Origin of the sequence: Geobacillus sp. Manikaran-105 (assembly GCF_002809955.1) — a bacterium.
GTDB classification, from domain to species: domain Bacteria; phylum Bacillota; class Bacilli; order Bacillales; family Anoxybacillaceae; genus Geobacillus; species Geobacillus thermophilus.
This window is the reverse complement of record NZ_PIJG01000001.1, coordinates 96729-121883: the sequence shown is the minus strand read 5'-3', so window position 1 is coordinate 121883 and position 25155 is coordinate 96729. Positions and strand designations below refer to the sequence as shown.

25 protein-coding genes are annotated in these 25155 nt (G+C 54.7%); 1 reads left to right on the top strand and 24 read right to left on the bottom strand.

Translation table 11 applies throughout. The annotated features are described in order from the left end of the window. Positions 1 to 12 precede the first annotated feature (12 nt). From CV945_RS00640 to dpaA, 11 genes are all read right to left on the bottom strand, one after another. A complete protein-coding gene (locus CV945_RS00640; protein WP_100658919.1) occupies positions 13 to 1104 on the bottom strand; it encodes a BMP family lipoprotein in 1092 nt (363 codons plus the stop codon). An 83-nt stretch (positions 1105 to 1187) separates the two neighbouring features. After that, entirely contained in the window at positions 1188 to 1919 is a 732-nt protein-coding gene (locus tag CV945_RS00635) for a GntR family transcriptional regulator (protein WP_033008051.1), read from the bottom strand. Positions 1920 to 2239: 320 nt separating this feature from the next. Beyond that, positions 2240 to 4564, bottom strand: coding sequence for a DNA translocase FtsK (locus CV945_RS00630; RefSeq protein ID WP_050368522.1), 2325 nt, complete (start codon positions 4562 to 4564; stop codon positions 2240 to 2242). Between the two features lie 108 nt (positions 4565 to 4672). Continuing rightward, positions 4673 to 4897 (bottom strand): YlzJ-like family protein, encoded by a 225-nt coding sequence (locus tag CV945_RS00620; RefSeq protein WP_033008053.1) that lies wholly within the window; start codon positions 4895 to 4897, stop codon positions 4673 to 4675. Then, positions 4894 to 5631, bottom strand: a complete 738-nt coding sequence (locus tag CV945_RS00615; RefSeq protein ID WP_033008054.1) for a ClpP family protease — start codon at positions 5629 to 5631, stop codon at positions 4894 to 4896. The genes CV945_RS00620 and CV945_RS00615 overlap by 4 nt, the downstream gene beginning before the upstream one ends. 115 nt (positions 5632 to 5746) lie before the next feature. Then, positions 5747 to 7417 carry a ribonuclease J gene (locus CV945_RS00610; RefSeq protein WP_033008057.1) on the bottom strand — a complete coding sequence of 557 codons (1671 nt, stop codon included), beginning with the start codon at positions 7415 to 7417 and terminating at the stop codon, positions 5747 to 5749. A 178-nt stretch (positions 7418 to 7595) separates the two neighbouring features. Beyond that, positions 7596 to 8465 carry a 4-hydroxy-tetrahydrodipicolinate synthase gene (gene dapA / locus CV945_RS00605; protein ID WP_033008058.1) on the bottom strand — a complete coding sequence of 290 codons (870 nt, stop codon included), beginning with the start codon at positions 8463 to 8465 and terminating at the stop codon, positions 7596 to 7598. A gap of 31 nt (positions 8466 to 8496) precedes the next feature. After that, positions 8497 to 9726, bottom strand: a complete 1230-nt coding sequence (gene dapG / locus CV945_RS00600) for an aspartate kinase (RefSeq protein WP_033008060.1) — start codon at positions 9724 to 9726, stop codon at positions 8497 to 8499. A gap of 19 nt (positions 9727 to 9745) precedes the next feature. Then, positions 9746 to 10789 carry an aspartate-semialdehyde dehydrogenase gene (asd, locus tag CV945_RS00595; RefSeq protein ID WP_033008061.1) on the bottom strand — a complete coding sequence of 348 codons (1044 nt, stop codon included), beginning with the start codon at positions 10787 to 10789 and terminating at the stop codon, positions 9746 to 9748. Between the two features lie 120 nt (positions 10790 to 10909). Next, on the bottom strand, positions 10910 to 11518 hold the full coding sequence (locus CV945_RS00590; RefSeq protein WP_033016831.1) for a dipicolinate synthase subunit B: 609 nt from the start codon (positions 11516 to 11518) through the stop codon (positions 10910 to 10912). After that, positions 11515 to 12420, bottom strand: a complete 906-nt coding sequence (gene dpaA, locus CV945_RS00585; RefSeq protein ID WP_033008065.1) for a dipicolinic acid synthetase subunit A — start codon at positions 12418 to 12420, stop codon at positions 11515 to 11517. The genes CV945_RS00590 and dpaA overlap by 4 nt, the downstream gene beginning before the upstream one ends. A 172-nt stretch (positions 12421 to 12592) precedes the next feature. Between dpaA and CV945_RS00580 the strand changes: the two genes are divergently transcribed. After that, complete coding sequence (locus CV945_RS00580; protein WP_033008066.1) at positions 12593 to 12835, top strand: YlmC/YmxH family sporulation protein; 243 nt, start codon at positions 12593 to 12595, stop codon at positions 12833 to 12835. Between the two features lie 71 nt (positions 12836 to 12906). Here CV945_RS00580 and CV945_RS00575 read toward each other — a convergent pair whose 3' ends face one another. The 13 genes from CV945_RS00575 to rimP form a co-directional block, all read right to left on the bottom strand. Then, positions 12907 to 14154, bottom strand: coding sequence for a M16 family metallopeptidase (locus tag CV945_RS00575; protein ID WP_100658918.1), 1248 nt, complete (start codon positions 14152 to 14154; stop codon positions 12907 to 12909). Further along, positions 14141 to 15124 carry a polysaccharide deacetylase family protein gene (locus tag CV945_RS00570; protein WP_033008071.1) on the bottom strand — a complete coding sequence of 328 codons (984 nt, stop codon included), beginning with the start codon at positions 15122 to 15124 and terminating at the stop codon, positions 14141 to 14143. Before CV945_RS00570 ends, CV945_RS00575 begins: the two co-directional genes overlap by 14 nt. An 88-nt stretch (positions 15125 to 15212) precedes the next feature. After that, the gene (gene pnp / locus CV945_RS00565) at positions 15213 to 17372 is read right to left on the bottom strand and encodes a polyribonucleotide nucleotidyltransferase (RefSeq protein ID WP_100658917.1); all 2160 of its coding nucleotides are present in this window, start codon (positions 17370 to 17372) and stop codon (positions 15213 to 15215) included. 136 nt (positions 17373 to 17508) lie between these two features. Continuing rightward, positions 17509 to 17778: a 30S ribosomal protein S15 gene (rpsO, locus tag CV945_RS00560; protein ID WP_033008170.1), complete on the bottom strand. Its 270-nt coding sequence runs from the start codon at positions 17776 to 17778 to the stop codon at positions 17509 to 17511. Positions 17779 to 17865: 87 nt separating this feature from the next. Next, on the bottom strand, positions 17866 to 18852 hold the full coding sequence (gene ribF, locus CV945_RS00555; RefSeq protein WP_033008075.1) for a bifunctional riboflavin kinase/FAD synthetase: 987 nt from the start codon (positions 18850 to 18852) through the stop codon (positions 17866 to 17868). A 36-nt stretch (positions 18853 to 18888) separates the two neighbouring features. Continuing rightward, positions 18889 to 19797, bottom strand: a complete 909-nt coding sequence (truB, locus tag CV945_RS00550) for a tRNA pseudouridine(55) synthase TruB (protein WP_033008077.1) — start codon at positions 19795 to 19797, stop codon at positions 18889 to 18891. Positions 19798 to 19852: 55 nt separating this feature from the next. Beyond that, entirely contained in the window at positions 19853 to 20239 is a 387-nt protein-coding gene (rbfA, locus tag CV945_RS00545) for a 30S ribosome-binding factor RbfA (RefSeq protein WP_033008079.1), read from the bottom strand. Positions 20240 to 20255: 16 nt separating this feature from the next. Further along, positions 20256 to 20534 (bottom strand): DUF503 domain-containing protein, encoded by a 279-nt coding sequence (locus CV945_RS00540; RefSeq protein WP_033008081.1) that lies wholly within the window; start codon positions 20532 to 20534, stop codon positions 20256 to 20258. Further along, complete coding sequence (infB, locus tag CV945_RS00535; RefSeq protein WP_100658916.1) at positions 20531 to 22756, bottom strand: translation initiation factor IF-2; 2226 nt, start codon at positions 22754 to 22756, stop codon at positions 20531 to 20533. The genes CV945_RS00540 and infB overlap by 4 nt, the downstream gene beginning before the upstream one ends. Before the next feature lie 4 nt (positions 22757 to 22760). Next, positions 22761 to 23078 carry a YlxQ family RNA-binding protein gene (locus CV945_RS00530; protein ID WP_033008083.1) on the bottom strand — a complete coding sequence of 106 codons (318 nt, stop codon included), beginning with the start codon at positions 23076 to 23078 and terminating at the stop codon, positions 22761 to 22763. Continuing rightward, a complete protein-coding gene (rnpM, locus tag CV945_RS00525) occupies positions 23075 to 23359 on the bottom strand; it encodes an RNase P modulator RnpM (protein WP_033016843.1) in 285 nt (94 codons plus the stop codon). The genes CV945_RS00530 and rnpM overlap by 4 nt, the downstream gene beginning before the upstream one ends. Positions 23360 to 23371: 12 nt before the next feature. Continuing rightward, positions 23372 to 24523 (bottom strand): transcription termination factor NusA, encoded by a 1152-nt coding sequence (gene nusA, locus CV945_RS00520; protein WP_094239897.1) that lies wholly within the window; start codon positions 24521 to 24523, stop codon positions 23372 to 23374. A gap of 24 nt (positions 24524 to 24547) precedes the next feature. Further along, positions 24548 to 25021, bottom strand: coding sequence for a ribosome maturation factor RimP (gene rimP, locus CV945_RS00515; RefSeq protein ID WP_033008087.1), 474 nt, complete (start codon positions 25019 to 25021; stop codon positions 24548 to 24550). Between the last annotated feature and the right edge of the window lie 134 nt (positions 25022 to 25155).

Below are 25155 nucleotides of genomic sequence, written 5' to 3'. Positions count from 1 at the left end.
CGCCGTTGTTCGTCACTTGATCGTCGCAGCGAATTGCTCGTACTCTTTCCGATTCGTCGGCACTTTCACTTCGCCCTTGATAATTTTTTCTTTCCATTCGTCAACAGCTTTCAGCACATTTTCTGGAATGTTGTCTTGTGTCGGAGCGATGCCAACCCCATTTTCCGGCAACCCGTACTCAATCGTTTTGCCGCCCGGGAAGTCGCCGTCTTTCGCCCGTTTCGCCGTGTCATAGACAGCGACGTCGACGCGTTTCACCATCGAAGTGAGCGTTACGTTGTACGTTTTGCCGCCGACTTTCACTTTCCCTTCCGGTGCTTGGTCTTTATCAACGCCGATCACCCAAATTTCACGGTTCGGATCTTTTTTCTTCAAGTCTTTTGCCTCTGAGAAAACACCGTTTCCAGTCGCCCCGGCCGCATGGTAGATGATGTCGACGCCGGAAGCGTACATGCTCGAAGCGATCGCTTTCCCTTTATCCGCTTGGTTAAACGCCCCTGCGTATTGCACTTGAACGGTCGCCTTCGGGTTGACCGCTTTCACGCCGGCGCGGAATCCGCTTTCGAATTTTTCGATCAACGGAATTTCCATCCCACCGACAAAGCCGATTTTATTCGTTTTCGTCATCAAACCGGCAACAACGCCGACAAGGAACGAGCCTTCATGCTCCTTGAACGTGATGCTGGCGACGTTTGGCTCATCAACAACCGTGTCGACGATGGCGAAATGTTTTTTCGGGTTTTGCTTCGCGACTTCTTTCACCGCGTCGCCCATCAAATACCCGATGCCGAAAATCAAGTCAAAGTCGCTGCGCACGAGCTTGTTTAAGTTGGTTGGATAATCGGTGTCGCTCGTCGACTGCAAATAGTCGTACCCACCGCGTCCTTTTTCTAGCCCGTTGTCTTTGCCGAACTTTTGAATCCCTTCCCACGCGGACTGGTTAAACGATTTGTCATCAACGCCGCCGACGTCGGTGACCATGGCGACGCTAAACGTATCTTCCTTATTATTGCCTCCCGCGTTGCCGCCATCCTGGCCGCAGGCGCTAAGCAGCGTGCCGGCGGCAAACAGAACGGACAACGCCCATCCGAATCGTTTTTTCATCATCCATTCCCCCTAAGCTGAAAAGTTTGTTCCTAAATTAGTATGAAACTTCCGTTCACGTTCTATGTACCCCTTTCACCTCCTTAAAAACCAAACCGTTTCCGCATGACATGAAAGCTGAATTTGTCGGAACGGAAGTAGTTGGTCGAGTAAAAAATCGGCTCGTCGTTTTTGTCGAAATGCATTTGCTTGAGCACGAGCAGGGCGGTTTCCGGGTCGCATTGCAAAATCGGCGACACTTTCTCATGGTAGCCGAGCGGCTCGATGCGCGCAACTGCATAGGCGATGTCGCGGTGCGTTTGGTTGTGCAAGTTTTCAAACAACGATTCGTGTTCGTACGAAATGCCTTTTGGCAAATACTTGCACAAAATTTTATCGAGGCAATAGACGACCGGCTCCCCGTCGGCGGTGCGCACCCGCTCGATCAACAAAATCTCGTCGTCCGGGCGGCATTGAAAACGGCGCATATCGTCTTCTGTCGGCAGCTGGATGGAAGAAGACAAAAAAATCGTTCCCGGTTTTCGTCCGGCTTGGCGGATCATATCCGTGACGCTCGACAGCTGCTCGATGCCGGACGTAAACAGCGGCCGGGCGTTGACAAACGTTCCGACGCCATGGCGGCGGATGATGATGTTTTCCTCCTCCAGCACCCGCAGCGCTTCCCGCAGCGTCGCCCGGCTGACGCCAAGCTGTTTGGCAAGCTCAAACTCAGACGGCAGCTTTTGCTTTTCTTTGTACACGCCAGTTTCAATATCGTGTTTCAAACGGTCGATGACTTGCAAGTACAGATGGCGGTTGTCTGATTTGATTGACATGACAACGTCCTCCACATGATCTCCTGTAAGAGTCAGACCTCTGACATTAGACATATAACCTTTTTGAGACTACTATATCATTTTTTACTGGCCAAATAAATAGGGTTATCAAATTTTGTCGAAAAAAAAGATATGTTTATGGAAGCGCTTCCAATGTGACATACGATTGGCAGGCAGGTGGCATCGACCTGCCTGCTTAGCGATCAGGGCTTGCGATGCAGCGCAAAAGACTGTTGATTTCAGCCCATGTTCAATGGAAAAACCTTGTGACGCCAGCGCTTTTCTGACCAAATGCTCTGAGGCCCATTTTCCGCCGAGTGCTACGACGTCTTTTTCAAATCTTCTTTCGACCAAAGAACCGCGCGCGGTTTGCTCCCTTCGTACGGACCGACGACGCCTCGCTCCTCCATGGCGTCGATCAGCCGGGCGGCGCGGTTGTAGCCAATGCGGAAGCGGCGCTGCAGCATCGACACAGAAGCGCTTTGCATTTCCACAACAAGGCGGACGGCCTCTTCATACAAGTCGTCTTCGAAGGCCGATGCGTTCGCCTCCTCTTCCGGCACGATCATCTCCTCGTAATATTGGGCCTGCTGCTGGCCGATGACAAATTGGACGACGTCTTCCACTTCTTGATCGGACACAAATGCGCCTTGCACGCGCACCGGTTTGGACGCGCCCATGGGCAAAAACAGCATGTCGCCGCGGCCGAGAAGTTTTTCCGCCCCGCCCACATCGAGAATGGTGCGTGAGTCAATTTGCGATGAGACGCTGAACGCGATGCGTGACGGAATGTTGGCCTTAATGACGCCCGTGATAACGTCAACCGACGGGCGTTGAGTGGCGATGATCAAGTGAATGCCGGCCGCGCGCGCCATTTGCGCCAACCGAGTGATCGCCTCTTCCACATCTGACGAAGCGACCATCATCAAGTCAGCCAGTTCGTCAATGATGACGACGATATATGGCAAAAGCGGCTGCTGCTCCAGCGCGGCTTCGTTCTGCTGACGGATATGCTCGTTATACCCTTCAATGTTGCGCGTGCCGGTATGGGAAAACAGCTCGTAGCGCCGTTCCATTTCTTGGACGACTTTTTTCAGCGCTTGAGCCGCTTTTTTCGCATCGGTGACGACCGGCGTCAACAGATGCGGAATGCCATTGTAGACGCTTAGCTCGACCATTTTCGGGTCAATCATCATCAACTTCACTTCATGGGGCTTGGTGCGCATGAGCAGGCTGACGATAATGCCGTTGATGCAGACGCTTTTCCCGCTCCCGGTAGCGCCGGCGATCAACAAATGCGGCATTTTGTTCAACTCGGCGGCAACGACTTCCCCGGAAATGTCGCGCCCGAGCGGGATCAACAGCTTGGATTCGGACCTTGTGTGCTCGACCGCCTCCAGCACTTCGCGCAGCGAGACGGTGGCGATCTCCTCGTTCGGCACTTCGATGCCGATTGCGGACTTGCCGGGGATGGGCGCTTCAATGCGGATGTCTTTCGCCGCCAAGGCGAGCGCCAAGTCGTCGCTTAAGCTGACGATTTTGCTTACTTTCACCCCGACGTCCGGGTACACTTCATATTTTGTCACCGCCGGGCCAAGGTGCACCTGCGTCACTTTCGCCTTGACGCCAAAGCTTTGGAACGTTTTTTCCAGCTTGCGCGCATTGGCATAAATATTCGCATGGTCGGTCGATTGCCCAGCCGGCTTTGGCGGACGGAGAAGTTCAAGCGGCGGCAAATCGTAATTGGCATTTTCATGCTCGGAAAACGCCAACGGCGGGGATGCCCCCCCTTCGCTGTCGTCATCTTCCGCAGGCAGCTGTTTCTCTTCTTCCGGCTCGGCGGCCGCCCGGACGGCGGCAAAATCGGATATGATCGGCGGCGGCGAAAGCAATTCGTCGTCCGCCTCAGCAGCCCCGGCTTCTGCCGATTCCTCGGCCGGATAGGCGGCCGTCCGCCGTGAACGCCGGCCTCGTTCTACACTCGCTCGCCGTTTTCTCCCCGCGAGCCATTGTTTCACATCGGCGACGAACGCCAGCCATTCCTTCCGCACAAGCGCGGCCGCCCCAACAACTATCTGTCCGATCGTTTCGCGCAGCGATTTCCCGGTCAATACGACAAAGCCGACTACAAACAGCAGAAAACAAATCCATTTTGTCCCGAGCGAATCAAACAGCTGATAGCTGGCGGCAAACAACAGAGCGCCAGCCATTCCGCCGCCTAGGTCGGCATGGGACTCCTTTCCGCCCGCCTCGTTCCAAAACAGCGCCCACGTCGTCCGGATGACGCTCGGATCAAGCTCACCGCGCCGCGACATGAGCTCAAACAACTTTTCGTGACTTAGCAGCAAAAGCGCCGCTGTGATGACTGACACGCCGACAAACGGACGGCTCGCCCATGACGGCCACGATCGTTTCCAAATGAGGATGAGCGATAAAATGAACACTCCCCCTATTAACAGCATGTACCATTCGCCGAAAAAAAAGCGGCCGACAAGCACGAATGTTTCCCCGACAAGCCCGAGGCGAGCCATCGCCACAACGGCAACAGCCAGCAGCCCGAGACCGATCAATTCAAAGCGAATCGTCTCCGTCCATGACTGTTTCTTTGGCGGTTTTCCTTTTTTTTGTCGCTTTCGTTTCGCCATGATCGCTCACTCCAGCATGAATGAATTGGCAAGCCGGAAAAAAGCAGCCAACAATGGCTGCTTTTTTCCGTTTGTCTATTATTATATCATGAACAACTTGACAATTCATTACGATGTTGCGACAGAAACCGGAAACCGCACCCCTGGCGCATACTTAGCGTTTAAAAAATGATAGGGGTTGGTGCTTAAGTTTTGCACGATTTCATATTCGCCCGTATCGGTCATTTGGACGAGCAACGGGATGCCTTCGTAATGCACTAGCTTTTGCTTTTCATACGCGGCCGCATCGACCGGGAACACCAAATGTTCCGGCATGATCGTGTACAAAATCATTGGATCATCTTCCCTTCGCCGCCTTTTTTCGCTTCGATCAGCTGGCGCAGCTTCGCCATGGCCTGTGAGACGCCGCCCACTTCATCGATCAAGCCGTACCGGACCGCATCGGGACCGACGACGTTCGTGCCGATGTCGCGCGTCAAATTGCCTTTGGAAAACATGAGCTCTTTAAACTTCTCCTCGCTAATGTTGGAATGCTTCGTTACGAAGCGGACGACGCGTTCCTGCATTTTATCCAAATACTCAAACGTCTGCGGGACGCCAATGACAAGCCCCGTCAAACGGATCGGATGAATCGTCATCGTCGCCGTCTCAGTGATGAACGAATAGTTGCACGAAACGGCGATCGGCACGCCGATCGAATGGCCGCCGCCAAGCACGATGGAAACGGTCGGTTTTGACAGCGAAGCGAGCATTTCCGCAATCGCAAGCCCGGCCTCCACATCACCGCCGACCGTATTTAAAATGACGAGCAGCCCTTCGATTTTCGGATTTTGCTCAATGGCGACGATTTGCGGGATCACATGTTCGTATTTTGTCGCCTTGTTTTGCGGCGGCAGCTGAATATGACCTTCAATTTGGCCGACAATCGTCAGACAATGAATGTTCGTATCCGGTTCCATTTGCGGGACGTTCGTCTGCCCAAGCTGGGTGATGGCAGCAGTGGCCTCTTCCGTTTTCGTTTCCGGTTTTTCTTCCGTCTCTTCCTGAAGGTAACGCTCCTTGTCCATCGATTCCTTCTCCTTTCTATCGGTCATACGTTTAGTATGGCCGAAAAGAAAAAGAAAAATGCCGGCAACGGTTCACCGTTTCCAGCATTTCCCTTGGACTTTGAGCATGATTGCGTTATACCTCCATAATAATCGGCAAAATCATCGGCTTTCGCTTCGTTTTCTCAAACAAAAACTGGCTTAGCGCCTCGCGAATGTTCGCCTTTAACGATGACCATTCCAGCATGTATGATTCCAGACAGCGCTTAATGATCTCCGCCACCATTTGCTCAGCCTCTTCCAACAGCGTCTCCGCCTCGCGCATATAAACGAATCCGCGCGAGATGATTTCCGGTCCAGCAGCAATCGTTTTCGCTTCTTTGTTTAGTGTCACCACGGCGATCAAAATGCCGTCCTGCGACAACAAACGCCTGTCGCGCAACACAATGTTGCCGACGTCGCCGATGCCGAGGCCATCGATTAAAATGTTGCCGTACGGCACTTTACCGCCAGGGCGGGCGGCTCCGCCGCGAAATTCGACCACTTCACCTTTGTCAAGCAAAAACGTCCGCTCTTCCGAGATGCCGACCGCCTTCGCCAACCGGGCGTGCGCCTTTTGCATTCGGTACTCCCCATGCACCGGGATGAAATATTTCGGCTTCATCAAATTAAGCATGAGCTTAAGCTCTTCTTGGCAGCCGTGCCCGGACACGTGCACTTGCCGATCGCGGTAAATGACGTTCGCCCCAGCCCGGTATAGGGCGTCGATCGTTTTCGAAAACCCAAGCTCATACCCCGGCATGACAGAAGCAGCGACGATGACGGTGTCTCCTTCTTTAATGTTCACCTGCTTGTTCGCCTGCCGCGCCATGCGCCAAAGCGCGCTCATCGGCTCGCCATGACCCCCGGTCGTCAAAATGACAAGTTCATCATCCCCATAGCGGTCCAAGTCGTAGGCAGAAATCGTCACCTTGTCCGGCAGATGCAAATAACCGAGGCGGACGGCGATGTCCATAATTTTATGCAGCGTTTTGCCGATCACCGCCACCTTGCGCCCGTACTGCTTGGCGGCGTAAAGCACTTGTTGGATGCGCGTAATGTTCGAGGCATAGCAGGCGACAAACACGCGCCCTTTCGCGTGGCCGATCACATCTGCAATCTCATGGGCGACGGCTGTATCAGAGCCGCTGTAGCCCGGACGCTCGGCATTCGTGCTGTCCGACAAAAGACAAAGCACCCCTTGTTCGCCGATTTGCGCCATTTTCCCCAAGTCGGCGCGATTATTGCCATACGGCGTCTGGTCAAATTTAAAATCGCTCGTGTACACGATCGCCCCTTGCGATGTATGCAGGCTGATGCCGATGGAATCGGGGATGCTGTGGATCGTGCGGAAAAACGTCACTTTTGCTTTGTCAAACAGCAGTTCAGCGTCAGGATGAATTTCATTCAGTTTGGCGTTTGCAATGCCTTGCTCTTTTAAAATCGCTTCCGCCAACCCGAGCGTCAGCTTCGTCCCGTAGACTGGCACAGACAGCTGCTTGAGCACGTAGGCGATCGCTCCCATATGCTCCTCATGCCCGTGAGTGAGAAAAATCGCCTGAATGCGGTGCTGCCGTTCAATTAAGTAGGCAATGTCCGGGATGACTTTGTCAATGCCAAACATCTCATCTTCCGGGAACATCACCCCGGCATCGAGGACGAAAATGTCCTCATCCAATTCGACGACATACATGTTTTTGCCGATTTCCCCGACTCCCCCAAGGGCAAAAATGCGTATTTTCTCTACTGGCTTTATTTTGGATTTCAAGGCTGCGTCCTCCCAATTGTGATGCTAACCCGCTCAAAGTCACTTGCCTTTATTATAACGAATTGACGCCAAAAAACACAAGATGGTTCATGAACGAGCCGGCGCATTTCACCGTCTCGACAAAAAAGCCCCAACGTCCGAACCGACGCTGGGGTCATTTGCTGCACGGATATGGCCATCAAGCATCAAGCAGACGGCTGAGCTCGTTTCGCTCCTGCTCGGTGAGCGGAACGAGCGGAAGGCGCACCGAGCCGACATCCAAGCCGCGCAACTGCAGGGCGGTTTTCACCGGCACCGGGCTCGGCGCAGCGAACAGCCCTTTCATGAGCGGCAGCCATTTCCGGTGCAACGCGGCGGCGGCTTGATGGTCGCCGGCCTGGAACGCACGAATCATTTGTTGCATTTCGTTGCCGATGATGTGCGATGCAACAGAAACCACGCCGGCGCCGCCGATCGCCAACACCGGCAGCGTCAAGCTGTCATCGCCGCTATACAGCTGAAAATCGTCCGGCGTGCGTTCAATGATTTCCGCCATCGCTTCTAAATTGCCGCCGGCTTCTTTGACCGCGACAATATTCGGAATCGCGGCCAGCCGAATGACGGTCTCAGGAGCGAGGTTGACCGACGTGCGCCCCGGCACGTTGTACAACATGACCGGCAGCGGCGTGCTCTCAGCGATCGCTTTAAAATGCTGATACAGCCCTTCTTGATTCGGTTTGTTGTAATATGGCGCCACAAGCATGACAGCGTCGACGCCTGCTTCTTCCGCCCGTTTCGTCAGCTCGATCGAGGCGCGCGTATTGTTCGTTCCCGTCCCAGCAATAACCGGCACGCGGCCATTGACGACGGAAACGACATGGCGGAACAGTGCGACTTTCTCTTCCGTCGTCAACGTCGGCGATTCGCCGGTCGTGCCTGCGACAACAAGCGCATCCGTGCCGTTGTCAAGCAAATAGTTGACGAGTTCTGTCGTTTTCGCTAAATCTAAGTTTCCTTTTCGGTCAAAGGGGGTGACCATCGCAGTGACGACATTCCCGAACTGAACCACGGTTTTCACTCCTCATTTTCAAATCGGTTGATCATTCGTCCTGTTCGGCCTCGGACAGGCAAAAGGCGTCGTGCAAGGCATTGACGGCCTTTTCCATATCGTCTTGTTTGACTAATACCCAAATGGTCGTATGGCTGTCTGCCGATTGCAAAATTTGGATGCCTTGCTCCGATAGAGCGGTGACGATTTTGGCCGTTACTCCCGGCACACCGGCAATGCCGGCGCCAACGACCGACACTTTGGCGCAGCGGGGCGTCACAACCGGATCATAGCCAATGCGGCGCAAAGCGGCTATCGCTTTTTCCGTCATATCTCCGCTCACCGTATAGACGACGCCGTACGGTGAAATGTTGATAAAGTCGACGCTGATTCCTTCGTGAGCCATCGCCTGAAATACATCCGACTGCAGTTCATAATGCCCTTCTTTTGCCAACACTTTCATTTGCGTCACATTGGCGACGTACGTAATGCCCGTGACGAGACGCTCTTTCACATCGCTTCCTCTTTGACCGCGCACCGATGACGCAACGAGCGTCCCCGGCCCATCGGAATACGTTGAACGGATGCGCAGCGGCACTTTCGCCTGCATGGCGATTTCCACCGCGCGCGGATGGATCACTTTCGCCCCTTGGTACGCCATATTGCAAATTTCCGTATAGGTGACAACTTCCAACGGCCGAGCATTTTCGACAATGCGCGGGTCGGCCGTCATCACGCCATCGACATCGGTAAAAATGTCAACCCACTCGGCGTTTAGCGCCGCGCCGAGCGCCGCGGCCGATGTATCGCTCCCGCCGCGCCCGAGCGTTGTGATGTCTCCGTTTTCCGCCATGCCTTGAAAGCCGGCGACGACGACGACGTCGTATTCCCGAAGCGCTTCAAGCAACCGTTCGCAGCGCATTTCAACAATTTTGGCGTTCGTATGATCACTGGTCGTGCGAAATCCGGCTTGCGCGCCGGTAAACGCCGTCGCCTTGATGCCGTGTTCGTTCAGCAAGTTGCTGAACACGACGCTCGAAATGATTTCCCCGCACGCCATAAGCATATCTTGCTCGCGCTTCGTCACATGGTGACGGGCTCCGCCGATCAAGCCAAGAAGCGTGTCGGTCGCATACGGATCGCCTTGGCGGCCCATCGCTGATACAACGGCGACGACTTTGTACCCATCTCCAAGCGCGTTTTCAATATGGCGGCGCGCCAAGTTTCGCCCGCGTTCGTCGCGGACGGACGTGCCGCCGAACTTTTGAACAATGATTTTCATGATAACACCCCGATGCTCGTTAAATGAGCCCGAGCTTCAGCAAACTTTCGGCAATTTGCACGGAATTTGAAGCAGCCCCTTTTAGCAAGTTGTCGGCAACAATCCATAAATGAAAGGCGCGGCTGTTGTCCAAATCGCGGCGGATGCGGCCGACAAAGACGTCGTATTGGCCGACGCAGTTGGCCGGCATCGGATACAGCTGTTCGCTCGGATCGTCTTGGAGAACGACGCCCGGCGCCTCGCGCAGCACCGCTTGCAAATCGGCAGCCGTGACGCCGTCTTGCTCGATCTCGATATACACCGACTCCGAATGCCCGCTCGCCACCGGAATGCGCACGCACGTCGCCGCGACGCTCAGCTCGGGCATATGCATGATTTTTTTCGTTTCGTTGATCATTTTCATCTCTTCGAACGTAAACCCGTTATCTTGAAACTTATCGATTTGCGGAATGGCGTTAAACGCGATTGGGTAATGCTTCCGGTCCGATTTGACCGGCAAAATGGTTGCCTCGAACGGCTTATTGTCAAGCACCGCTTTCGTCTGCTCGTACAGCTCTTCAATCGCCTGCGCCCCTGCTCCCGAGACGGCCTGGTACGTGGAAACGATGACGCGGGATAAGCCGAACGCCTTCCGAATCGGCTCAAGCGCCACGACCATTTGAATCGTCGAGCAGTTCGGATTGGCGATGATGCCGTTATGCCATGTCAAATCGCTTTCGTTCACTTCCGGGACGACAAGCGGCACGTTTTCCTCCATCCGGAATGCGCTCGTGTTGTCGATGACAATCGCCCCGCGCCGAACCGCCTCCGGCGCCAATGCTTTCGACACTGCGCCGCCAGCGCTGAATAAGGCGATATCAACCCCATCAAAGCGCTCGGGCGCGGCGGCCTGCACTTCAATCTCTCTGCCGCGGAAGCGCATTTTTTTGCCAGCCGAGCGTTCTGACGATAACAACGTTAATGTTCCGACCGGGAAGTTCCGGTCTTCAAGCGTCCGCACCATTTGTTGTCCGACTGCCCCCGTGGCTCCGACGACAGCGACATGGTATTGTTTTTCAGCCATCAGCCATTCTCCTTCCACATCGTCACTCTAAAGAGATGAATTCATAGTCTTTATTTTATCACATTCCGCTGCGGACGAGAGAAAATTTTTCTGTCCGGCGTCGATTTTCCACACCCTCCGTTAGTCGTTGTAACGGAACCGTTCGATCACAACTGGCTGCAGCTGCTTTCCTTCCAAGGCGGCAAGCACAGTGTCATGCAGGAGCGTCATGCGCGCCACCATCGAGTTCGGTTTGGCGTGCGGAGCATCTTGGCCAAACGGGATGAAGTAAATGTTTTTCGCCGCCATCAGCCGCATCAAATTGACGCCGTTTAGGCCGAGGGCGTCATTCGTGGAAATACCGAGCACGACCGGGCGGTGGTTGCGCATCGTCGCCTTGGCGGCCATCAACACCGGTGAATCGGTCATGGCGTTTGCCAGCTTGCTCATCGAGTTGCCGGTCAGCGGCGCGATGACCATGCAGTCGAGCGGGATTTTCGGCCCGAGCGGTTCAGCCTTGACGATCGTGTCAATCACCTCGTTCCCGGTCAATTGCTCGAGTTTTTTCACCCACTCTTCCCCTTCGCCAAACCGGGTGTTCGTCGTCTTCACCGTATACGTGACGATTGGCAGCACCTCCGCCCCTTCATTCACGAGTTTTTCAATTTCCGGGAACACAGCGTCATACGTGCAGTGCGATCCAGTCAGGCCGAAGCCGATCCGCTTCCCCTTCAGGCTTTTTTCGCTCATTGTTTATTCTCCTCCCGTTTCTGTAAATCTTGATACAAAAGCTGCGCCAAGACGTTGGCGATAATTTGTCCGGCCGTTTTCGGCGCGACGACCCCCGGCAGCCCAGGCGCCAAGATGGCTTTCACTCCGCGCTTTTCAGCATAGCGGAAATCGGTGCCGCCCGGCTTTGACGCCAAATCGATGATCAGCGTATGGGCCGGCATTTTCGCGATGACGCTCGCCGTTACAATCAAATGGGGGACGGTGTTAACACAAACGTCGATATCGCGCACTTCTTTTTCCAAATCATTTAAATGAAACGGTTCAAGCCCCATTTCCGTAATGCGGGCCAAATGTTCCGACCGGCGCGCCCCGACTTTCACTTTTGCCCCCAAAGCGGCAAATGTCCGGGCGACGGTCATGCCGACGCGCCCCAATCCTAAAACGGCGATGCGGGAACCGTGAATCGTAAAATCGGTGTGCTGGATCACCATCATCACCGTTCCTTCAGCGGTCGGGATCGAGTTGTAAATGGCGACATCATCGCGCTCAAACAGCTGGATGTATTTGCGCCCGGTCTTTTTCATCAGTTCGTCTAAATACGAGTTGCTGATGCCGGAATAAACGGTGCACCGCTTGGCTGTTTTTTGCACCATCTCTTCCGTGAACGGAATCGGCTCGTGGGAAAACACGCTGTTGACCTTGCCATCCAATGTCGTGCCGTGAACCGGCAAAATGATCGCATCCAGGTCGGCAAAATCGACCTCCTCGATCGACATCTTCGTCGCCCCGGTAAAATGGTGGGCGAGCTGGTCAAAGCCGACAAGCGACAATTTGGCGTCCAGTTCAACAAGCTTGCGAATCACTTCAAGTTGCCGCGCATCACCGCCGATGATGGCGACATGCATTCCTGTCAGCATCATATGTCCTCGTCACCTTCTTTACTGGCAAACTGCTCCGTTTCTTTTCCCATCTTATGTTGGAAGAAAAATATAGGTGAATGCCCTTGGCGGAAAAATAGGCCATTGGCGGGCGGCATTTTTTGCCCGCCCGTTTCTTACAATAGAAGTAGGGAAGAGGGAAGGGGGAATCAGCGTGAGGCTGAGTGAATTAAGCGGCAAAGAAATCGTCGATGTGCGGCGGGCGGAGCGGCTTGGGGTGCTTGGGCAAACGGATTTGGAAATCAACGAGCAAACAGGGCAAATCGAAGCGTTGCTCATCCCGACTGGAAAATGGTTCGGGTTTCGCAAAGACGGGCAGGAAATTCGCGTGCCGTGGAAGTATATTCGCAAAATCGGCGCCGATATGGTGATGATCGACGCTCCGGAACAAGAATGACGGGCGCGCCAAACGAAAAAAGCTAACAACCTCACAACGGGTCGTTAGCTTTTTTTATGCCCGACAGGCGGCTACGATCGAAGCGGGCGCGGCAGCACGCCATCCGGGCTGATTAAGGCGAGCGCGTAATCATCGGTAAAAACGGTGCGCGCCAGCTCATTCACTTTTTCCACCGTGACGCTTTCAATTTCCTCGATAATCTCGTCAAGCGAGCGATGGCGGCCGAGAAGAAGTTCGTTTTTGCCGTTGCGGCTCATGCGGCTGTTCGTGCTTTCAAGCCCAAGCATCAAGCTTCCTTTCATCTGTTCTTTGCTGTTATGCAGCTCTTTTTCCGTAATACCGTCTTCTTTCAACTGGCGCAGCGTCCGTTGGATCGTTTCAAACAAAACGTCAAGCTGGCTGCTCCCCGTGCCGGCGTAAATGGCGAGCAAGCCGCTGTCTTGGTAGGCGGAATGGTACGAGAACACCGAATACGCCAATCCGCGCTGTTCGCGCACTTCTTGAAACAGCCGGCTGCTCATGCTGCCGCCTAAAATATTGTTGAGGATCAGAAGCGGATACGCATCCGGGTGGCCGACCGGCAGGCCGTTGAACCCGATGCATACGTGCGCCTGCTCCGTGTCTTTTTTGCGCGCGAGCTTTTGCGGCACAAACGTCGGCGTCCCTGACGGAGCGGGCTTGCGGGACGCAGTGAACGAGCCGAAATAACGTTCGACTTCAGTGATAAACCGCTCATCGACATTGCCGGCAACGGAAACGACAACGCGATCCGGAGTATAGTAGTCGGCCATATATTGGCGCAACGTGTCCCCCGTAAACGTGCGCAACGTCTCTTCCGTGCCTAAAATCGGGTAGCCGAGCGGATGACCCGCATAGCATGCCTTGCCGAGCAAATCGTGGACGATGTCATCCGGCGTGTCTTCGTACATTTTGATTTCCTCAAGCACCACGTTCCGCTCTTTTTGCAGCTCGTCCTCAACGAACGTCGAGTGGAAAAACATATCGGCAAGCATTTCCAACGCGAACGGTGCATGTTCGTCCAACACTTTGGCGTAATAGCACGTATACTCTTTCGACGTAAAGGCGTTCACTTGCCCGCCGATGCTGTCAAAGGCTTCGGCGATGTCCCGGGCCGTGCGCGTCGCCGTCCCTTTAAAAAACATATGCTCTAAAAAGTGGGAAATGCCGTTGTTTTGTTCCGTCTCATTGCGCGAACCTGTGCCGATCCATACGCCGATGGCCACCGACCTTACAGTCGGAATTTGCTCCAGCACGATTCGCACGCCGTTTTTGCACGTGTACTTGTTAATCAACTCCATGTTCCTCCTGTTTTTTGGCCAGTCTTTTCTCGTCGAATAAGGCTGTCAGGCTGCCGATGGCATAGCCTTTCCGCTTGATCGAGGCGATCAGCTCATCGAGTGCGGCCGCCGTCGGCATCGTCGGATGCATCAAAATCATGGCGCCGGGATGGATTTTTGATGTTACCCGTTTCACTATAGCAGATGGCGACGGTTTTTGCCAATCAATTGTATCAACGCTCCACATGATCGTCTTCATGCCGAGCTCGGCGGCGATGTTGACGACGTCATCACGGTAGCTGCCGCTCGGCGGGGCAAACCATTTGCATTTGACCGACGTCGCCGCTTCAATGACTTCATTCGTCTTTTCCAGTTCGCGGCGGACCGCTTCGCTGCTGAGCGTTTTCATATCCGGATGGCTGTAGGAATGGTTGCCGATTTCATGGCCGGCATCTGCTATCATTTTTGCCATCTCCGGATGGTTTTTTACCCATCGCCCTTCCAAAAAGAACGTCGCCTTCACCCCGTGTTTTTTCAACGTCTCAAGCATATCGGGGATGTATTCTTCCCCCCAGGCCACGTTGATGAGCAGCGAGACCATCGGTTTGTCGGGGTGGCCGCGATAGATCGGCGCCGGCGGCAAGTCATCCAAATGAACGCGCGGTGGCACTTGGCGGAACACGAGTTTTCGTTCATCAAACGTTCCCGTTTTCTTCATGTTTTCATAAGAGGCGTCAATATCGACAGCGAGCCCGTTGTACCCCGGCGTCGCCTTCCACACTTTATCAATGACCGCATCCTGGGCGGGAATTTCGTATTGCTTCGCCTGCTTGACAATCGTCTCGTACAGTTTGTCGCGTTCTTTCATGGCGGTCATTTCCGCCGGGCGCCAGCTCTCGATGTAGCCGCCGACCGGAGGCCACTGAACCGCCATCCAAGCGATGAGAAACATGACCGCTAGCGCCATGTATCGGGCATAGCCGTTGTTCACCCTTGTCCCCCTCCTTTTTCACTACTACAACCATATGTCTACGGGAGACAAGTTAGAACATAGCAAAAGAGCCTTAAGAAACAAATTCCTAAGGCTTCATGCGTTGGCGCTCCGGCCGTCTTCCGCGTTTTTCCCGCGGCGGCTCGGCAATGCCGTGCTGCTCGCGCAACACCGCTTTGCGCGACAAGTTGACGCGCCCTTGTTTATCGATTTCGGTCACCTTCACCAAAATTTCATCGCCGATCGACACGACGTCTTCCACTTTGCCGACCCGCTCCTCGGCCAGCTCGGAAATGTGGACGAGCCCGTCCTTGCCGTTGAACAGCTCGACGAACGCGCCGAATTTTTCGATCCGTTTCACCTTGCCCAAATACACTTTCCCCACTTCGACTTCGCGGACGATGTCTTCGATGATTTGCTTTGCTTTTTGGTTGGCCGCTTCATCGACAGAGGAGATGAAAATCGTGCCGTCTTGCTCGATATCGATTTTCACGCCGGTTTCATCGATGATTTTATTGATTTGTTTGCCACTCGGCCCAATGACCTCGCGGATTTTATCCGGATTGATGTGCATGATCAAAATTTTCGGCGCATATTTGGACAGCTCTTTGCGCGGCTCGCTGAGCGTTTGCATCATATGGTCCAAAATTTCCAAGCGCCCTTTGCGCGCCTGCATGAGCGCCTCTTCCAAAATGTCGCGCGTCAGCCCTTTAATTTTAATGTCCATTTGCAGGGCGGTGACGCCTTTTCTCGTGCCGGCGACTTTGAAGTCCATATCGCCGAGATGGTCTTCAATGCCTTGAATGTCGGTCAAAATTGTGTAATGATCGTCTTGTTTCACCAGCCCCATGGCAATGCCGGCGACCGGCGCTTTAATCGGCACCCCGGCATCCATCATCGCCAGTGTGCTCGCGCAAATGCTCGCCTGCGATGTCGATCCGTTTGACTCGAGCACTTCCGAAACGAGGCGGATCGTGTACGGAAACTCGCGCTCCGACGGCACGACCGGCTCCAACGCCCGCTCCCCAAGCGCGCCGTGTCCGATTTCGCGCCGCCCCGGCCCGCGCATCGGCCCAGTTTCGCCGACGGAAAACGGCGGGAAGTTGTAATGGTGCATGAACCGTTTCGATTCTTCCAAATCAAGCCCGTCCAAAATTTGTACATCGCCGAGCGCCCCGAGCGTACAAACGCTCAACACTTGCGTTTGGCCGCGCGTAAACAAGCCCGACCCGTGCGTGCGCGGCAAGACGCCGACCGCCGACGACAGCGGGCGGATTTCATCGACTTTGCGCCCGTCCGGACGGATTTTCTCAACTGTAATCAAACGGCGCACTTCTTCTTTCACAAGCTTGTGCAAAATTTCCTGCACTTGCTTCAGCTTCTCTTCATCCGCCTCTTCTGCTTCGTACTTGGCGATGACGCCCGCTTTTACATCCTCGATGGCAGCATCGCGCGCCAGTTTTTCCGGCACTTGCACCGCCCGCTTAATATCTGCTTCCGCAAGTTGGCGGATTTCCGCCTCCAACTCAGGATCGGGTTCATACAAGACGACTTCCATTTTTTCTTTGCCGACCTGGGCGGCAATTTCCTCTTGGAAAGCAATGAGCCGCTTGACTTCTTCGTGGCCGAACATGATCGCTTCGAGCATCACTTCTTCCGGCACTTCATCCGCGCCGGCTTCGACCATGTTGATGGCATCTTTCGTCCCAGCGACGACAAGATGCAGATCGCTTTTTTCCATCTGCTCGACCGTCGGATTGATGACAAACTGGCCATCGACGCGGCCGACGATGACACCGGCGATCGGTCCTTCAAACGGAATGTCGGAAATCGTCAACGCCGTAGACGCACCGATCAACGCCGCCACTTCCGGGGAGCAGTCTTGGTCGACGCTCATGACCATCGATACGACTTGCACTTCGTTGCGGAATCCTTCGGCAAACAACGGGCGGATCGGCCGGTCGATGAGCCGGCTCGCCAAAATCGCTTTCTCGCTCGGGCGGCCTTCCCGTTTAATAAACCCGCCCGGAATTTTCCCGACCGCGTACAGCCGCTCCTCGTAGTTGACCGTCAGCGGGAAAAAGTCCACATTTTTCGCTTCCCGCGATGCGGTGGCCGTGCTCAGCACTACCGTATCGCCGTAGCGGACGAGCGCCGCCCCGTTCGCCTGTTTTGCCAGTTCGCCGGTTTCAATGACGAGCGGGCGTCCAGCCACATCGATGGAAAACACGCGTTTCTCTTGTTCCATACAGACGAGTACTCCTCTCTATGTACAAAAATAAGGGATCTGCTGATGATTAGTATAGACGAATTGGCGCTATTGTATCATCGCCGCGCAAACGGCGCCTATAAACTAGCAAAAAAGCGGGAATGCTCCCGCTTTTTTATCGACGTAATCCAAGTTTCTTAACTATTTCACGGTAGCGCGCCACATCTTTATTGCGCAAGTAGGCCAACAGCCGGCGGCGTTTCCCGACCATTTTCAGCAGGCCGCGCCGAGAATGATGGTCTTTTTTATGGACGCGCAAATGCTCATTCAAATTGTTGATTTGCTCTGTCAAAATCGCAATTTGCACTTCCGGAGAACCGGTGTCGTTCTCATGGACTTTGAATTGTTCGATGATTTCACGTTTGCGCTCTTGCGTCAATGCCATCATGGTTCACCTCCCTAGTCTTCGATCCCCGTTTGCCGAGCGGGCGTCGGTGACTCGCCTGGCCAAGCAACGGTTCGCATACATTGATTAGAATACCTCTTTTTCCGGCAAAATGCAAGTCTTTTCGTCCAAACGCCGGAAATACTGTTTTGCTTCTTCCTTGTCGCGGGCAATTTGCGCCGCTAGCTCGGCGACGCCGGCAAACTTGCGCTCGCTCCGCAGGCGGCGGTGCCACTCAACCGTCACCGTTTCCCCGTAAATGTCGCGCGCGAACGCAAACAAATGCACTTCCACGCTCGGCAACCCTTCGCGCGCCGCATGGAACGTCGGTTTGTAGCCGATGTTCGCCACCCCTTCGTACGTCCGGCCGCCAACGGTCGCTTTGACGGCGTAAACGCCGACCGCCGGCAATAGGTAGTCGCCATTTAACGCAATGTTGGCCGTCGGGAACCCGATCGTCCGCCCGCGCTGCTCCCCGGCGACAACCGTCCCTTCGATGTCATAAAAACGGCCGAGGAGGCGGGGGAGCTGATCGACCGCCCCTTCTTCAATGAGCTTCCGCACCCTTGTCGAACTCACCTTTTCCCCGTCGACGGCCAGCTTTGGAACAACGGTTTGCCCAAAGCGGCCGCGCGCATGAAGCGGCATCGTCTCCATCGTCCCTTTTCCGAACCGGCCATAAGTGAAATCAAAACCGGCGACGACGTGCTTGACATGAAGCCCATCTAAATATTGATCGGCAAACTGCTCCGGCGGCAGGTTGGCGAACGCCGGTGTAAATTCGACGATATACAGTCGATTCACGCCAAGCGCCGCAACCAACTGCTCTTTTTTGTTAAGCGGGGTAATGAGACGAAGCTCAGGTTGTTTGCCAAGCACGACGGACGGATGAGGATGAAACGTCATCACCGCGCTTTCGTATCCGCGTTCATTCGCAATCTCGACCGCCGTCCGGATCACTTTTTGATGGCCAAGGTGAATGCCGTCAAAATAGCCGAGCGCCATCACCGTCGGGGGAAGCGTCTGGCGCTCAAAGCGATGCGGATGCGAAAGAAATATCGTTTCCATGTCCATAACCCACCTTACTTTTTTTCCGCGCTTCGCCCGGCGTCAACGAAACACTTTGAGCGGTTTCATCAAGCCCGGGCGCGCCGGATGCTTTACATACAGGGCCAGCGCCTCCCGCTCGGGCGTCACGAGCACGACCGGCCCGTCAAGCGCATGCAAAAAGGCGGGAAGCCGGAGCAGCGCCCCGTTTTTTACTTTCTCTGCTACTTTATCATTGATTTCATATTTCGGCAAATGAAAAAGCGCTTGCTCGATCGGAATGAGCAAGGCGGCGGCCGTTCCGTCGGCCGCCCGGCGCTCGACTTCTTCAAGCGTCACACAATCTTCAAGCCGAAACGGGCCGGACGCTGTGCGGATGAGATCGGACATATGAGCCGGATAGCCGAGCTGCTCGCCGACCGTCACTGCGAGCGTGCGGACATACGTGCCTTTGCTGCATGTGACGCGGAAGCGAAATGACACCGTCTCCCCGGCAAACTGCTCGCGATCATCGAGCAGCTCGAGCTCGTAAATCGTCACGCGCCGCGTCGGGCGCTCCACCTCGATGCCGGCGCGCGCATATTCATACAGCTTTTTGCCGCCGACTTTCACCGCCGAATACATGGGCGGCGTTTGCTCGATTTCCCCGATAAGGCGGCGGAAAACGGCTTCGATTTCCACCCGCGCAATCGGCCGCTCGACCGGCCGGACGGCAACGACGTCACCGTCGGCGTCTTCGGTCGTCGTCGCTGCGCCGAGCGTCACTTCCCCTTCGTACGTTTTCGTCGCTCCGGTAAGAAATTCCGCAATGCGCGTCGCTTTGCCAAGGCAAAGCGGCAGGACGCCGGACACATTTGGATCGAGCGTGCCGGTATGGCCGACTTTTTTTACCCCAAGCAGGCGGCGCACCTTTGCCACACAGTCGTGCGACGTTATTCCTTTTGGTTTGTTGAGCAGCAATACCCCGTCCATCGGCGCACCCTTTCCCTGTCTATACTCGCGCAACGGAAATGGATAGACGGTTCGTCTATCCATTGTTTGGACCATCCTCCGCCTCTTCCGGCCGGCGGCGGTCGCCGTCGGAAATTTCGCGGATCAGCCGCTCAATGCGGCTGCCGTATTCCATCGTTTCATCGATCTCAAACAAAATTTCCGGCGTTTTGCGCAGGCGAATGCGCTGCCCGATTTCCGAACGGATGAATCCTTTCGCCTTTTCCAGTGCTTTCAGCGTGTTCTCCCGCTGCTCGTCATCGCCTAAGACGCTAATGTACACTTTCGCTTGCTGCAAATCGCCGGTGACGCGCACATCGGTGACGGTGACGAAACCGATGCGCGGATCTTTCAGCTTGCGGCCGATAATGTCGCTCAACTCTTTTTTCATTTGCTCGCCAACGCGAGTTGCCCGTATGTTCATCATCCATCACCTCGGTTTACAACCACTCAAATGATGTGGACGCCCGCTCCAACTCGGGGAACGAATCGATCAAGGCCAAGGCCCGCTCGAGTTCCCGCTCAGCCGCCATTCGGCTCGACGCGATGGCGACAAGGCCGATTTTCGCCCGCTGCCATGCGTCTTGATAATCGAGTTCAGCCACAGAGACGTTGTACTTTTGCCGAATCCTTGTCAGCACCCGCTGCAGGACGGCCCGTTTGTCCTTCAGCGAGCGGGCGTTATAAATGAGACATTCGCATGCGGCAAAGCCGATCATGCCCGAGCCACTTCCTGCATGACGTACGCTTCAATAACGTCCCCTTCTTTAATGTCATTGAAGTTTTTGATCGTCAAGCCGCACTCATATCCTTGCGCCACTTCGCGCACATCGTCTTTATACCGTTTGAGCGAATCGATTTCGCCTTCGTACACGACGATGCCTTGGCGGATGAGGCGCACTTTGCTGTCGCGGGTGATTTTGCCGTCGGTGACATAGCAGCCGGCGATCGTGCCAACTTTGGACACTTTGAACGTTTGCCGCACTTCCGCTTGGCCGATGACTTTCTCTTCGTATTCCGGGTCGAGCATCCCTTTCATCGCCGCTTCAATTTCCTCAATGACGTTGTAAATGATGCGATGGAGGCGGATGTCGACTTTTTCCGATTCAGCGGCGCGCTTCGCATTCGCATCCGGGCGGACGTTAAAGCCAATGACGATAGCGTTCGATGCCGTCGCCAGTGAAATATCCGATTCGGTGATGGCGCCGACCGCCGCATGGATGATTTTCACCCGCACGCCTTCGACATCGATTTTTTGCAAGGCGGCAACCAGCGCCTCAACCGATCCTTGAACATCGGCTTTGACGATCAAGTTCAGCTCTTTCATTTCGCCTTGCTTGATTTGTTCGAACAAATCGTCGAGGCTGACGCGCGTTTTCACGCTCCGCTGCTCCTGCAGCTGCCGCTGCGCCCGCGCTTCCCCGATTTGCCGCGCCTTTTTCTCATCCTCAAACACCATGAAACGGTCGCCGGCTTGCGGCACGTCGTGCAGCCCGGTAATTTCCACCGGCATCGACGGCCCCGCTTCCTTGACGCGCCGCCCGCTGTCATTGACCATCGCCCGCACACGCCCGTACGTCGTGCCGACGACGATCGGATCGCCGACTTTGAGCGTGCCGGTTTGAACGAGCAGCGTCGCCACCGGGCCGCGCCCTTTGTCGAGCTTCGCTTCAATGACCGTTCCGACCGCGCGCCGGTTCGGATTGGCTTTTAATTCTTCCATCTCGCTGACAAGCAAAATCATTTCCAACAGATGATCGAGGCCCTCTTTCGTTTTCGCTGACAGCTTGCAGAAAATCGTATCGCCGCCCCATTCTTCCGGAACGAGGTTGTACTCCATCAACTCTTGCATGACGCGGTCCGGGTTCGCTTCCGGTTTATCCATTTTGTTAATGGCGACGATGATCGGCACGTTTGCCGCCTTGGCATGGTTGATCGCCTCGACCGTCTGCGGCATGACCCCGTCATCGGCCGCGACGACAAGGATGACGATATCGGTCACTTGCGCGCCGCGCGCCCGCATCGTCGTAAACGCTTCATGGCCTGGTGTATCGAGGAACGTAATTTTTTTGTCATTGACGGTGACTTGGTAAGCGCCGATGTGCTGCGTAATGCCGCCCGCTTCTTGCTCGGTCACTTTCGAATGGCGGATCGCATCAAGAAGCGTCGTTTTCCCATGGTCGACGTGCCCCATGATCGTGACAACCGGCGGCCGTTCAACCAGGTCTTCCGGAGCATCGGCAATTTCAATCGCTTCAAAGTTCGTTTCGTCAATGGTCACCTTTTCTTCCACTTCAACGCCGTAGTCGGAGCAGATGAGCTCGATCGCATCTTTGTCCAAGTCTTGGTTGATCGTCGCCATCACGCCAAGCATAAACAGCTTTTTAATAATTTCCGACGGCTCGCGGCCCAATTTTTTCGCCAGCTCGGCCACGGTGAGCGAACCCTCGAACGTAATTTTCTTCGGCAGCTCTTTTTCTTTTTTCGCCGGCTGCGGCACCTGCTTCGCGGCCGGGGCCGCTTGTTTTTTCCCTTTCGCCGGCCCTTTTCCTTTCTTCTTCGCCGCTTGGAACGCTTTCTTTTCTTGCTGCTGCGCCTCCGTTCGTTTTGTTTCTTTCCCTTTCGCCGCCCCTTTTTTCTTGGCCGGCTTGGCCGCTTCTTTTGCATCGTCAAAAATTTCCTCATCCGAGAAATCGGCCGTCTTCGCCGGCATCGGCCGCTTCGGCTTGTCGGTTTTCTTTTCCGCTTTCTTTTCATTTTTGGTTTCGGTTTTCTTTTCGGCCTTTGGGCGGTATTGATGGTCAAGCTTTTCGACGACATCGGCCTCGAGCATGGCCATATGATTGTTTACTTCAATGTTCATTTCTTTCAATTTATGAATAACGTCCTTGCTTGGCACGTTCTGTTTTTTCGCATATTCGTACACACGCATTTTTGACATACAGTCACCCCCATAAAGATCGGTCGAGCATCGTTTGCAATTGGCGCGCGAACCCTTCGTCGGTGACGGCGACGACGACGCGGGCGTCTTTGCCGATCGCGCCGCCCAGCACATACCGGTCCGGCACTTTGCAAAGCGGGACGCCATAAAACGCACATTTATCCGTCACTTTTTTTTCCGTGTTGGCCGACGCATCTTCCGAAAGCAACACGAGCCGCGCCCTGCCCCGTTGCACTTCCTTGACGACAAGTCCCTCTCCGGAAACGACTTTTCCGGCCCGCTGCGCCAACCCTAACAGCGATGCCCAGCGGTTCTGTTTCATTGTCCTGCCTGTTTCTCCTTTTTCGCCAAAGCAAGCAGCTCGTCATAGAGCGAGTCGGCGATGTCGGCTTTTAAATGGCGGGCCAAAATATTTTTCTTTTTCGCCTGTAAAATGCAATCCGGGTCAAGGGTAATATACGCGCCCCGCCCCGCTTTTTTGCCGGTCGGGTCGATCGACACCTCTCCTTCTTTGGAGCGGACGATGCGCACCATTTCCCGCTTTGGCTTCATCTCTCCAGTGACGACGCATTTGCGCAACGGAATTTTCTTTTGCGCTGCCATTTCTATTCCCCCTCACTCGATTTCCGCCGATGCATCGAATGATTGGACGTTCTCATCACTATTTTCATTATCGGCCGCCGCGCCGTTGAAATCAAGCGAAGTGGATGGCGCATACGGATCAATGCCCATGTCCCGCGCCTCGGACTCGCTTTTAATATCGATTTTCCAGCCGGTCAATTTTGCCGCCAGACGGGCATTTTGCCCGCGTTTGCCGATGGCGAGCGACAGCTGGTAGTCCGGAACGATGACGGTCGTCGCCCTTTGCTCTTCATTGACGATGACGCGCAGCACTTTCGCTGGGCTTAACGCATTGGCGACAAACTCCACCGGGTCGGTCGACCAGCGGACGATATCAATTTTTTCCCCGTTCAGCTCGTCGACGATCGCCTGGACGCGCTGCCCTTTTGGCCCGACGCAGGCGCCAACCGGATCGACTTCCGGATTGTCGGAATGGACGGAAATTTTGGAACGATCGCCGGCTTCGCGGGCGATCGACTTGATTTCAACCGTCCCGTCGTAAATTTCCGGCACCTCAAGCTCAAACAGCCGCTTCAGCAAGCCCGGATGAGTGCGGGAGACGAAAATTTGCGGCCCTTTTGTCGTCTTTTCCACTTTCGTAATGTACACTTTCAGCCGATCGTGCGGTTTGTACGTTTCATTCGGCATTTGTTCGTTCGCCGGCAAAAGCGCCTCCGCCTTGCCGAGGCTGACATAGACAAAACGCGGGTCAATGCGCTGGACGATGCCGGTCATAATGTCCTCTTCGCGGTCGACAAATTCGGCGTAGATGATGCTCCGCTCCGCTTCGCGCACGCGCTGGGTCACGACTTGTTTCGCTGTTTGCGCAGCGATGCGCCCGAAATCGCGCGGCGTCACTTCCAATTCGACGACATCGCCGATTTGATAGTTCGGATTGATCCGCTGCGCCTCCTCAAGCGAAATTTCAAGACGCGGATCGGTCACCTCTTCGACGACGTCTTTGCGGGCGAGCACGCGGATCGTCCCTGTTTCCATATTTAAATCGACGCGCACGTTTTGCGCTTGGCCGAAATTGCGCTTGTACGCGGAAACGAGCGCCGCTTCAATGGCTTCCATAATCACTTCTTTGCTGATGCCTTTTTCCCGCATCAGATCGGCTAACGCCTCAAGCAACTGCGTGTTCATGAAACGAAAATCCCCCTTTTATCATTAAGAGAAAATGACGGCTAATCTAGCGCTCGCCACTTTTTCATACGGAATGGCGACCGTTTTTTGCCGCCCGCGGTCTTTGACCGACAGCGTCACGGTCGTCCCGTCAAAAGCGGTCAATTCCCCTTCAAACTGCTTTTCTCCTGCAATCGGCTCGTATGTTTTGATATATACATTTTTCCCAATTGCTCTTACAAAATCTTTTTCATTTTTTAACGGCCGCTCCGCTCCCGGCGATGACACTTCTAAAAAATAGTTGTGCGGAATCGGGTCGACCTCGTCGAGCTTTTCGCTTAGTCTTTCACTGACGACGCCGCACTGTTCAATGTCCACGCCGGTGTCTGAATCAATAAAGACGCGCAAAAACCAGTTTTTTCCTTCTTTCACATACTCGATGTCCACCAGCTCGAGCCCCATTTCGTCCAAAATCGGCGCGACAAGCTGTTCAACCGTTTCTGTCACTTTTTTGCTCATCGTGTTCCTCCTTACTGGGCAAGGCTGCATGCTGCATAATGAGAAAATCCCCTGCACAAGGCGGGGAATGAACGAAAGACGGAAAGACCGATGCTCATTCAAGACGAAAGAGTGGGTTTCCCCACTCTTTGCTT